This window comes from Enorma massiliensis phI (genome assembly GCF_000311845.1).
In the GTDB taxonomy this organism is placed as follows: Bacteria; Actinomycetota; Coriobacteriia; order Coriobacteriales; family Coriobacteriaceae; genus Enorma; species Enorma massiliensis.
Genome location: NZ_HE978574.1, coordinates 403,684 through 415,206, shown reverse-complemented (window position 1 = coordinate 415,206; position 11,523 = coordinate 403,684). Strand labels below are relative to the sequence as shown.

12 protein-coding genes and 1 pseudogene are annotated in these 11,523 nt (G+C 60.9%); 1 reads left to right on the top strand and 12 read right to left on the bottom strand.

Translation table 11 applies throughout. From position 1 onward, the window contains the following. Window positions 1-226 (bottom strand): pyridoxal-phosphate dependent enzyme (locus HGEM_RS01670; protein ID WP_035100543.1); only part of this gene is annotated, 226 nt, incomplete at its 3' end. A gap of 377 nt (window positions 227-603) precedes the next feature. Here HGEM_RS01670 and HGEM_RS01665 point away from each other — a divergent pair. Next, window positions 604-1,422 carry an ABC transporter ATP-binding protein gene (locus HGEM_RS01665; RefSeq protein WP_019127662.1) on the top strand — a complete coding sequence of 273 codons (819 nt, stop codon included), beginning with the start codon at window positions 604-606 and terminating at the stop codon, window positions 1,420-1,422. 105 nt (window positions 1,423-1,527) lie between these two features. Here HGEM_RS01665 and HGEM_RS01660 read toward each other — a convergent pair whose 3' ends face one another. The 11 genes and pseudogenes from HGEM_RS01660 to glmM all read right to left on the bottom strand — a co-directional run bounded on the left by HGEM_RS01660 (window position 1,528) and on the right by glmM (window position 11,392). Beyond that, a complete protein-coding gene (locus tag HGEM_RS01660) occupies window positions 1,528-2,169 on the bottom strand; it encodes a hypothetical protein (protein WP_019127661.1) in 642 nt (213 codons plus the stop codon). A gap of 198 nt (window positions 2,170-2,367) precedes the next feature. Then, window positions 2,368-2,433: pseudogene (locus HGEM_RS10650) on the bottom strand (zinc-ribbon domain-containing protein); the annotation flags it as partial. Between the two features lie 547 nt (window positions 2,434-2,980). Continuing rightward, window positions 2,981-3,853, bottom strand: a complete 873-nt coding sequence (locus HGEM_RS01655) for a MetQ/NlpA family ABC transporter substrate-binding protein (protein ID WP_019127660.1) — start codon at window positions 3,851-3,853, stop codon at window positions 2,981-2,983. A 103-nt stretch (window positions 3,854-3,956) separates the two neighbouring features. Continuing rightward, on the bottom strand, window positions 3,957-4,640 hold the full coding sequence (locus tag HGEM_RS01650; protein ID WP_019127659.1) for a methionine ABC transporter permease: 684 nt from the start codon (window positions 4,638-4,640) through the stop codon (window positions 3,957-3,959). Beyond that, window positions 4,633-5,382, bottom strand: coding sequence for a methionine ABC transporter ATP-binding protein (locus HGEM_RS01645; RefSeq protein ID WP_019127658.1), 750 nt, complete (start codon window positions 5,380-5,382; stop codon window positions 4,633-4,635). The genes HGEM_RS01650 and HGEM_RS01645 overlap by 8 nt, the downstream gene beginning before the upstream one ends. Window positions 5,383-5,788: 406 nt before the next feature. Beyond that, window positions 5,789-6,394 (bottom strand): Asp23/Gls24 family envelope stress response protein, encoded by a 606-nt coding sequence (locus HGEM_RS01640; RefSeq protein ID WP_019127656.1) that lies wholly within the window; start codon window positions 6,392-6,394, stop codon window positions 5,789-5,791. Window positions 6,395-6,439: 45 nt separating this feature from the next. Further along, window positions 6,440-6,889: a DUF2273 domain-containing protein gene (locus tag HGEM_RS01635; RefSeq protein WP_019127655.1), complete on the bottom strand. Its 450-nt coding sequence runs from the start codon at window positions 6,887-6,889 to the stop codon at window positions 6,440-6,442. Further along, the gene (locus HGEM_RS01630; protein ID WP_019127654.1) at window positions 6,882-7,430 is read right to left on the bottom strand and encodes a hypothetical protein; all 549 of its coding nucleotides are present in this window, start codon (window positions 7,428-7,430) and stop codon (window positions 6,882-6,884) included. Before HGEM_RS01630 ends, HGEM_RS01635 begins: the two co-directional genes overlap by 8 nt. Before the next feature lie 192 nt (window positions 7,431-7,622). Next, window positions 7,623-8,429, bottom strand: coding sequence for a YebC/PmpR family DNA-binding transcriptional regulator (locus HGEM_RS01625; RefSeq protein WP_019127653.1), 807 nt, complete (start codon window positions 8,427-8,429; stop codon window positions 7,623-7,625). Between the two features lie 236 nt (window positions 8,430-8,665). Continuing rightward, window positions 8,666-9,793, bottom strand: coding sequence for an SIS domain-containing protein (locus tag HGEM_RS01620; RefSeq protein ID WP_019127652.1), 1,128 nt, complete (start codon window positions 9,791-9,793; stop codon window positions 8,666-8,668). Between the two features lie 267 nt (window positions 9,794-10,060). Further along, a complete protein-coding gene (gene glmM / locus HGEM_RS01615) occupies window positions 10,061-11,392 on the bottom strand; it encodes a phosphoglucosamine mutase (RefSeq protein WP_019127651.1) in 1,332 nt (443 codons plus the stop codon). Between the last annotated feature and the right edge of the window lie 131 nt (window positions 11,393-11,523).

The window sequence follows — 11,523 nt, the reverse complement described above, 5'->3', positions numbered from 1 at the left end:
TGATGATACCGCGCTCCAGCTCTTCGGGCGCGAGCGTGCTGATCTTATAGTAGGCGCCGCGCACCTTGTAGGCGCCTGTACGCTGCATGTTCTCGGGCTTGAAGAACACGCGATTGCCTGTTGCCTGGCTAAAATGCGGGCTCTCAACGAGCTCGGTCTTCTGCGTGACTTCCTTGACCTTTTCGGAGGCCTGCTCGAAGGCGTCGAGCGTGAGCATCTCAGGCATAGGCGATTCCTCCTCTGGCATCACTGCTAGCATACGCGCCGTTTTCGTGGTCTCTACGGTAGCACAGTGGAGCAGCGCCGAAGGCATGGGCCCCATCAAAATGCTTCGCCAGGGTCCGGATGGCTCCCTGATGCAAAACTCGCGTCAAAGGATCGGATTTTTCTTCCTCGGGCGTGTACAAAGCAGATTGGGCTCACAGGAACAGCAGGTCAGAAGCTTGGCGCATGGAGGTATAGTTGCCTTGTGCTCCAAAATTCGATCCTTTGGCGCGAGTTTTGTTTCCACAGCAGCTTTGGCACCCCCAAATTCGACGTTTGTGCCACAATTCGTGTTGCTACGACCTACCCCAGCCCCATCGCGCTCGAATCGAGGTTTTCATGGCAAGCACAGCGCAACCAGCAGCAAACACGCCTCCCCTCTTCTCGCTGCGCGATGCGCGCGTCGTGCGGAGCGGACGCACCATTTTGCATGTAGACCATTTCGATCTTGCGGAGGGCGAGCACGTAGCGCTGCTCGGCCCCAATGGTGCAGGCAAGTCGACGTTCATCCAGCTACTCACGCGCGAGACGTTCCCGCTCCATCGCGAGGAGCCCCCGGTGCGCTTCCGCGGGCAGGCGCGGCCGCTGCTCTCCGATATCAAGCAGGCACTTGGCATCGTTTCCGCCACCATGCACGACCAAGTTCGCGTGCACCTGCCGGTGAGCGATATCGTTTGCGGCGGGCTTTTCGGCACGCTCGGCCTCCCCAACCACGTGCAAGCGACAGACGAGCAGCGAGCCCAGGCCCAAGATGCCCTCGACCGGCTGGGCATAGCAGATTTGGCCGAGCGCGACGTCATGACGCTCTCCACAGGCCAAGTGCGCCGCGTGCTCGTGGCCCGCGAGCTTATGAGCGACCCGCGCATCCTGATTTTCGACGAGCCGTGCACCGGCCTCGATCCCGAAGGCATGTACCACGTGCGCAACACGATGAGGCTCTTGGCAGACGAAGGGCGTTCGGTCGTACTCGTCACGCACTATCCTGAAGACATCATCCCGGCAATCGAGCGCGTGCTGCTCATCAAAGATGCCGAAATATTTGCCGACGGGCCGAAGGAGGACCTGCTCACCAGCGCAACGCTCTCCGACCTCTTCGGCGTGCCGCTTGAAGTCGAAGAGCGCCACGGCTGGTACTCGCTCCAAGGCCGCTACGAATAGCAAAAACGGCGGAACCCGCTGGCTGGGCCCGCCGTTTTGAGAACTCGAAGCCGGCGTTGCTCAAGCGCCGGGATGGCTACGGCCTAGACCAGCCGCAGCCGCGAACTAGTCCTTGAGCACGAGTGACGAGAGGGTACCCGCTGCGCCAAGCACAATCGTCACCACCGCACCATAAGCGGGAGCCATGAAGGGGCTCAGCAGCGACATCGTGAGGTTTACCGAGCTTGACGAGCTGGAGTACGATGCCATGTCGGAAATCAGCCCTTCGACGATGCCGCCGAGCACAAACGACCCGATCGTGCACACGAGCGCCACGACCGCAGTACCCGCAAGCGCGAAGAAGAGCACCGCGTCAAAGCCGCGGAACAGCCTGAGGGCAACGCCCACGACCAGCGCCACAATGCAGATAACCCATAGAGCGAAGAGCACCTTCGTGACGAGGGACACCGTTCCGAACGTGCTGACCATTTGCTGCATTTGAAGCAGCGAGGAGTCGGTTGCGCCGTACGAGCTGTAGAGCGAGACCTGTTGCGCGGCCGCATCGGCAATCGAGCCGACCGTATTGCCTAAGGTGAAGAGCTCCGGCATGGTTACGGAGGGATTCACCGATTGTACGATCGCGGTTTCCATTCCCGTAAAGCCGCCGGCACCCGATGCAACTGCTGCGTTGAGAAACTTATTCACGAACGGGAAGCTAAACCAAGCCTGAAACATGAACACGAGGGCAAGCACGGCAGCAAAGATCATGACCGCCGAGCGCCTGCCCAGCGCCCTGCCCGCCTGCGCATGTGCGGTTGGGGCCGCCGGAAACGTTCTGGCGGCGCTGGGAGCGCTTTGCGTAGCAGGCGCCTGGGATGTTGGCACCTGGGCAGTAGACGCTTGGGCAGCAGGCACCTGAACGACGGGCGCCTGAGCTGTTGCCTGGGCGGCAGGCGCCTGCAGCTCTCGTCCGCACACCGCGCAAAACTTACTGCCTTCTGGCTGCTGGGAACCACAATGTGGGCAAAACATACCGACCCCTCCCCGCGCCCCTGCGCATAGTCCTCGTTACCGATATTATACGCGCTGCAGGTCTCTGCCACCATCGTGCGACCTTAGCATCAGCGCCTGCGCGCACGTTCGTTCCACTTTTGGGAATATCTTTTCTTACGGCCCACCGGCAACGCCTCGCATATCACGAAAGTCGCAGGATTCGGTTCCGCTGGAAACGCTTGTCGGGCCTTACGCGAAATAGATGTTCCCAAAACTGAAACGAACAGTACTTCTTTCTCAAACACGAGGAGGGCAACTCTCTTTGACACCAAGCGTGAAACCCGATCAACAAAGAGCGCACCGCGGTCCATGAGCACGCAAGCTGAAGAACGACTGCGAAAGACCCCGTCCAGAGCCCAAGCGCAGCTCCGCAGCAAGAGGGCCCCATGCGTCGCTCAATTGCCGTAGATGCGCTTGTACGTGGCAGTCCAAGCGCAGTTCCGCAGCAAAAGGGCCCCATGCGGGGCCCTCTTGCGAAAAACTATCCTGTCGCCGAACATAGGCGGGCTTCTGCAAGGGGAACCCCCTAGAAGGCCGCCTGCACAGCGTCGCCAAAGGTCTCGACCAGGTAATCCTTGAAGTCGTCGGTCTGCAGGGCCGCCACGAGCGCCACGATGCGCTCATCGTCCTCGAGCTCCGGCGTGGTCACGATCACGTTCGCGTACTCATCCTGAATGACAGCGGAGTTCGCATCTTCCTGGGCCACAGCGTCCTCAAGAGCAAGGCCCGCATCAATGGCATAGTTACCATTGATCACAGCAAAGTCCACGTCGTTCAGCGTGCGAGGCAGCGCCACCGCCTCCTGCTCGGAGAACTGCAAGTTCTTGGGGTTATCGACGATGTCGTTCGGCGTAGCGGTAATGCCGGCGTCATCGGCAAGCGTGATGAGTCCAAGATCCTGCAGAAGCAGCAGCGCACGGCCCTCGTTGGTGGGATCGTTGGGCACGCCAAAGGTGGCTCCGTCGGCAACGTTCTCGATATCACTCGACTTTCCCGCGAACACGCCCATCGGCTCGAAGTGAATCTTGCCCACATTCACCAGATCGGTGTCATTCTCCTCGTTGTAGTTATTGAGGTAGTTGATGTGCTGGAAATAATTGGCGTCAATGGCACCGGAGGTGGTGTCCTTGTTGGGCTGGATGTAGTCCGTATACGACTTGACCTCGAGCTCGATGCCCTGCTCCGCGAGAATCGGCGCCGCGTAGTCGGTAAGGATCACGGCGTGCGGGCTCGGCGAGGCGCCCACGATGAGGGACTGGGTGGCAGCTGCGCCGGAGCCAGCTGCGGAACCGGCCTCGTTCGAACCGCCGCTGCAGGCAGCAAGCGAACCTGCGGCAACGAGTCCAGCGGCGCCTGCAATGAACGAGCGGCGGGAAATGGAAGCATTCTGGAAGTTCATAATCTTCTCCTTTACTAGTTGGTGAGTCGTTTGAAACACGTCCCAAAATGACTCAAACAGCCTCGGTCAGTGTCAAATAGGAACTGTCCTTAATCTGATATCGCTATGCCTGCGTACGATGGTCGATCTTGCGCGCGATGAAATCGCATGCGCTCTGGATGAGCTGCACGATGATGATGAGCAGCACCACGGTCACAACCATCATCTCGTCCTCAAAGCGGTAGTACCCGTAACGAATGGCGATATCGCCCAGACCGCCGGCACCAACCGCGCCCGCAATAGCCGTATAGCCGAGCACAGCGATAAGCGTGATGGAAACGCCGCGCACGATCGACGGCAGCGCCTCGGGCAAGAGCGCCGAGACCACGATGCGGGGTATGCTCGCCCCGCATGCTTCAGCCGCCTCCACGCTCGCGCGCGGCACCTCGGCGAGCGACTGCTCGATCATGCGCGCCACGAAGGGGGCGGTAGACACCACGAGGGGCGGAATGACGCCGCGAACCCCCGACGTCGTGCCCACGAGCGCCGACGTTACCGGCATGAGTGAGATGAGCAGGATGATGAAAGGTAGCGAACGGCCGATGTTCACCACCCACCCCAGCACGGCGTTAAGCGCGCGCATAGGGCGCAGCGAACCCGGCGAGGTGAGATAGAGCACCACACCGAGCACCGTTCCTATCACATAGGCGATAGCAGTCGAAATAAAGAGCATGACGAGCGTATCGAGCACGCCCTGACCAAGCAGCTCGCCATACTGCCCAATGAATTCGGTCACGATGCTAGGCATCCCAATCAACCCTTTCGAGCAAAACCTGAGCGGCGTCGGACACGGGGTTAGCGAAGACCTCTCCCACGCTCCCCTGCTCCACCACGCGCCCGTGATCAAGCACGACCACGTTGCGACAGATTTTCTCTACGACGCCCATGGAATGCGTGATGACGATGATGGTGACACCCGTCGTGCGGTTGATATCGCGCAAGAGCTTGAGGATGGTGTTCGTGCTCGCCGGATCCAAGGCGCTCGTGGCCTCGTCGCAGAGGATGTATTCCGGATCGCACGCGAGCGCGCGGGCAATGGCCACGCGCTGCTGCTGGCCACCGGAAAGCTGGGACGGATACGACGATGCCTTCTCCTTGAGCCCAACCATATCGAGCAGTTCGAGCGCGCGCTCCCGATTCTCGGCCGTTACGCGCCCTGAGGCTGCACGGAACGGAAAGCAAACGTTATCGAGTACCGTTTTCTGCGCGAGGAGACCGAAGCTCTGGAAGATCATAGCCACGCGGCGACGATAGCTACGCAGCTCCTTGCCCGTAAGTCCGGTCACATCCTGACCATCTACCACGATCTTGCCAGCGGTGGGGCGCTCAAGCAGGTTGATGCAGCGCACGAGCGTCGATTTGCCGGCACCGCTCATGCCGATGATGCCCACGATGTCGCCATCTGCAATGGAAATGCTCACGTCGTCAAGCGCGTGCGCCGAAGCGGCAGCGCTATCGTAAGCCTTGGTGAGGTGTTGGATTTCGATCACGGGAACTCCGCTCGATGGATGGTTGAAAAAGAAGGCGGGCTATCCCCCGCCGGAGATAGCCTAACGAAGGCGCCCGGTCTCCGCATGCCCGCGACGATCGCGCGACATGACAAAGTGCCCGGGCGAGGGCATCTCCATGACCATCATCATCGTGATATGTGCGGCAACCGTAAACATGGTTGTTAGCCTACCAGCCTGCGGCGGGCATGGCAAGCGCGAAATGGTTCTGAAACGGACGAGGTGGGTCGAAAAGCCCAAGAGCCGGCAACGCGCCAAGCATGGCCCGCAGATGAATCGCAGACACCCGGTGTCTGCGATTCACAAAATGGTTCGCAGACACCGGGTGCCTGCGAACCACATCCAGTCGAAAACCGCCTGGCCACGAAGCCGCAACCCCGCGCCAACCTTACTCGGCTTCTTCGTCCTCGCGCTTGAGGTTGTCGATGAACTTCTTGCGGCTCGCCTCGTACTCCTCGCGCGTCACCACGTCCTCGATGCGCAGGTTGATACCCGCCACCTCAAGCCCTGTCATCTCGGCAAGGCGCTCGGTCACGCGGTTCTTCACATCCTCGAAGATATCCGGGGCATAGCAGCCGTATTCGATGATGACCGAGATGTTGATGATCATGCGGTTGTCATCGGTGACCTCGACCGTCACGCCCTTGGTGAGGTTCTCAGCACCCAGCTGCTCCTGGAAGAAGTGGACGAGGTTGCCCTTCATACCGAGCACGTGCGGCACCTCGCGCGTGGCCATGGCAACGATCTTCTCGATCACGCCGTTGGAATACGTGAGGGAATCATCGGTTTCGAAATCCTCATCGTCATAGACGTCATCGCCGGCATCGGTAGGTGCAGCCCCTTCCGACGCGGCGCCATCGGCTGCATCTTCCGCCGCTTTGGGGGCGTCTGCCTCGGCAGTGCCCTCGCTCACGGCATCTTCCACCTTGATACCCTGATGCTCTTCCTGCTCCGCCACGGTCGGCGTCTTCGTCGTCGAATCGCTTGCTGCCATGGTATCCCCTTTCGAGTCCCAGATCGTCACGGTTTGCCGCTTGCACTACGAGCGGCGGTCGAACAGTCGGCCGAAGAAGTTCACCAGCCCGTTATCGCCATCGCGAATCTGGCCGAGCAATGCTCCCACCAGCACAAAGACTGCGATGACAATCGTGCTCCACAGGCCGATGGTAAGGATGAGCACCGCGAGCACAAGGCCAACGAAGGCGTAGCCGACGGTGAAGGGATGGTCTTCCGCGTAGGCCCACGCCGAAGCGCCAAGTCCCTGGATGAAGCCGACGGCATCCGCTAGGTCGTCGCGCGTGATGCGCTCCTTGCGCGCCTTTTTGCGGGCATGGCGACGCTTGCGGCCGCGGCCCGTGGCAGCGCCCTCGGCGCTTGCAGCGTCCTCGGCATCTGCGCCCATGGCATCCGGCCCCTCCGTCACGTCGCCTTGCTCTATAAGCAACTTGGGCGCGCCCGTCTTCTCGTTGCCCAAATCTGTCTTACTCACCGGAAACCTCCCTGGTCACCGTTGTGGTCTTACTCGGCAAGAACCGCACAAGCACGTTCACGCCCGTAGCCCCGAGCAGTTGCTCGCAAGCACCCTGAACGCGCTCTTCGATGCGGCGGCCAAGAGCCTCAAGCCCCGTATCGGTAAACGCGATCACCTCGAGTGTGACGCGCACTTGTGAATCGTTATGCCCCATAACGCGCGTGCGAACATCTTCAACCAAAATATCTTCAGCTTCTGCAGCTGCGCGGGCAGCCGAGGAAAGGGCCGCGAGGCGCACCTCGATATGGGGGTTGCCCGCAGGATGCACGCTCGAAGGCGGGCGCTGCTCGAGCAAGGCGAAAAGCGCGCTGAGCAGCACGCCCGCGCCTACAATCACCAAGCTCACGATGAGCACGATGCGTCCGGCCGGATGGGCGAGCAGCGTATCGACGCGGCGGCTGACCAGCGAGGGGGCAAACTGTGCGCAGGCAAACCCACCCACCACCACAATGGCGGCAGCGAGATACAGCACCGCGCCGAATTTCTTGAGCAGCCGCACGCACGTCTCCTCTCATCGGGGCCGCCGTGCATCGAGCCCGGCATCCCCGCTCGTTCGCCTTTCGTCTGATTATAAAGAAAGCCGGGCACGCGCACGTAGCGCAGACCCGGCTTAAGCGCTTTATCACATGAGACACGGAGCAGGCACGTTGCCATGAGACAAATTAACCTGGCACGATTGTCTCGTTGGGTGCTACTCCTCTTCGAGAGCGGCGACGACCTCGTCGGTCATGTCCATCGTGTTGTACACGTCCTGGACGTCGTCGAGCTCCTCAAGACGATCGATGAGGCGCTGAACCTTCTTGGCGTCGGCAGGAGAGACCGCGGTGGGCGTGGTGGGAACCATGGTGAGCTCAGAGCCCTTGACCTCGATGCCCTGCCCCTCGATGCCCTTGGACACGGCCATGAGCTCGGTGGCGTTGGTCCACACGATCCACTCGTCGCCAGCGTCCTCGTAGTCCTCGCCGCCGGCCTCGGCCACGGCCATCATGAACTCGTCCTCATCGCCGGCAGCGCCGTTGGCCATGAGGTTCTCCTTCTTGTCGTTGGGATCCACAATCTCCTTGGCAACGACGATCTGGCCCTTGCGCTCGAACTGGAAGGCAACGGAACCGGTGGTGCCCAGGCTGCCGCCGGAGTGGGAGAAGGCGGAGCGAACGTCGGCAGCGGTGCGGTTGCGGTTATCGGTGAGGCACTCAACGTAGACGGCAACGCCCGCGGGGCCATAGCCCTCGTAGACGATGTTCTCGTACACGGCCGCATCGGCACCGGCGCCGAAGGCCTTGTCGATGGCGCTCTTGATCTTGTCCTTGGGCATGGACTGCGCCTTGGCCTTGGCCACCGCCGCGGCAAGGGAGGCGTTGTTGTCCGGGTTGGGATCGTTGCCCAGGCGCGCCGCAACGGTGATGTTGCGGGAGAGCTTGGAGAACAGTGCCGAACGCTTAGCGTCCTGCGCGCCCTTGCGGTGCTTGGTTGTTGCCCATTTTGAGTGTCCGGACATGCGAGACTCCTTCTATACGCTTCTGGCCGAGCGCGCCGAGAACATATCACCGGGAGCGCCAGCCCGTCTAACCATAAACGGCAATATGATATACCGACTTGCCCAGCTGGTACAGGGTTCACATGCGCGACAAAATGTGCGGCACAACCGTCGCATACGGCAGCGCAACGCGCTCTGGGACCGGCGTGGGCGGCGCGACGGGCGGCGGAACAACGCACATCGCGCCGATGCCCCGCCTAGTTGGGCATAATCTGGTCGATCGTATCCGTCTTGGTGCTGATTGCCTTGCGGAAGCGCTCCTCAAAGAGGGGGTGCTTCTCCCAGCGGTGGAGGTCCGTTGTGGCCTGGTGGGCGATGATCTGGTAGAACGGCAGCACGTAGAGCGGCATCATGAGCGGCTCTTTGATCTCGAACGGCAGGCGGATGGCATGGTCGTCATCCACACGCTCGGAATTGGTAACGATAAACGCATGGTCCGTGACCGTGCGCGCAGCGAGATAGATATCCACGAGGCGGTCGGAACCCTCAGTTAGGTGATCGACGCACACCACCGTGTAATTCGGCGTGAGCTGCAGGTTGGGGCCATGAATCCACTCCTCGCCCTCGTAGGCGAAGCTGGGGATCTGGATGGTCTCGCCGAACTTGAGCGCGCCTTCGCACGCGATGCCGTAGCCCTGGAGGAAACCACAGTGGTTGACCACGGTCATCGAGGTGAAGTCGGCCTGGTGGAGCTTATACAGATCCCAGGTCTCCCGCTGCACGATCTCATGACGACGCGGGGCGTCTGCCATCTCGTTCAAGAGCTCGGTGCGCTGCTCGGGGGACACGATTCCCGTGCGTGCGCCCGCTTCGATGGCGAAGAGCATGAGGAACTGCGCGAGCGTGGTGACGCCCTTGGTCACGTAGCCCACGGTCTCCTCTCCCACACCGTAATCGACCACGAGGTCCGCATGGTCCTTAAAGTCCGAATCAACGTTGCCCGTAAGCCCGATGGCGGTGATGCCCAACTTGCGGAGCTCGTCGAGGGCCTCAATGGAATTGGTGGAGCAACCGCTCTGCGAGATCACGAAGACGAAATCATTTTCGTGCAGGTCGTGCTCGCCGTAGATGAAGGTAGCCGGCGAGACGATCTTCACCTCGCGCTGCAGGTACTTCATCATGAAATAACGAGCGCACTGCGATCCGTTCGAGCTTGAACCGCAGGCCACGATCCAGATGGAATGGCAGGGCTTTTGGGCGTACAAGTCGACCAACTCGGCAGTGAGCTCTTCGGCGCGCTCGACGTTGAGCTTGAGCTGCGCCGGAGTCTGCTCTATGTACGTCAGCATCGTCGGCTTCTCGCTTGGGTTAGCCTGGCTCGCCATCGTTCCTCCCAACTCCACAGGCCGGACCGAAGACACTGCACCTTGGTTACGGCCCATGATGATATGTCTTATGACATTATATTCTTGCCAACTAGAGCTGATGAGCTTCTCCTGCAAGCGGTACCGCCCGGACGGCAAAAGGCGGACAGCACGCCGATGCGCACTGCCCGCCCTCATCATCTTTGATACGTGAGGCATTGATCGCCGTTTACCTAGACCGGGCGCTCCGGCACCGCTGCCGCCGCTTGGCGCGACCCGGTACCTCGTCTATAGGCTCTCGATGACCTCAACGACCTTATTCACGTACTGCTCGCACAGCTCGATCGTCGGTGCCTCGACCATAACGCGGACCAAGGGCTCTGTGCCGCTCGCGCGGATGAGCGCGCGGCCCTCGCCCTCGAGCGCGGCCTCAACATCAGCCGCGGCGGCCTTGACCGCCTCGTGCTCCATGACAGCGTGCTTGTCCTCGACCTTCACGTTCTTGAGCAGCTGCGGGTAAATCTTGAGCGGCTTGGCGAGCTCGGCCAAGCTTTTGCCAGTCTCTACGAGCGTCTGCATGATGCGCAGGCTCGTGTTGATGCCGTCGCCAGTGGCGCTGTACTCGGAGAAGATCACATGGCCGCTCTGCTCACCGCCGAGCGCATAGCCGTGCTCCTGCATGCAGGCGCTTACGTACTTATCGCCCACGTCGGTCTTCTCGTAACCGATGCCCAGCTTGTCGAGCGCCTTGAAGAGGCCGATGTTGCTCATGACGGTAGCCACGACCGTGTTGCCGCTGAGCTTGCCCTGCTTGGCAAGGTGCGCGCCGCACACGTACATAATGGTGTCGCCGTCGCAGACGTTACCGTACTCGTCCACCGCGATGCAGCGGTCGGCGTCGCCGTCATAGGCGAATCCGATGTCGAGCCCCTCCTCGCGCACATACGCCTGCAAGCGCTCAATATGCGTGGAACCGCAGCCCATGTTGATGTTGAAGCCATCGGGCTCGTTGGAGATCACGTGAACATCGGCACCGAGCGCAGTGAACACGCGCGGGGCGATAGGCGTGGAGGCGCCGTTGGCGCAGTCGATCGCCACGCGAAAACCCTCGAGCGAGCACGGCATGGACTCGATGAGCGACTTGATGTAGCGCGCGCGGCCCTCGACATAATCGACCGCACGGCCAATCTGCTCACCCGTAGCGAGCGGAATCTCGAACTCACCGTCGATATAGGCTTCTACCTGCTCGAGCACATCCGGGCTCATCTTGTAGCCACCAGAATCGATGAGCTTGATGCCGTTGTCGTGATAGGGATTGTGGCTCGCCGTGATCATGATGCCACAATCGAAATCACCGTGGCGCACCACGTAGCTTACCGACGGCGTGGTGGTCACGCGCAGCACATACGCATCGGCACCGCTCGCCACGAGGCCCGCAACCAGCGCGTTCTCGTACATATAGCTGGAACGACGGGTATCCTTGCCAATGACCGCCTTGGTCTTGCGCCCCTGGCGGAGGCCGTAGTACCAGCCCACGAACTTGCCGATCTTGAATGCGTGGTCGACCGTGAGCTCCTCGTTGGCGCGCCCACGAAAGCCATCGGTACCGAAGTACTTCATATGTGCTCCCTCTAGATGGTTATCGGACGTGGGAAAGGCGCTACGAGAGATACCCCCGCGCATATGGTACCGATTGTTGGGTGCCTACGCACAAACATCCACCAATCGCGCATATTCATCCCGCGCGCCGG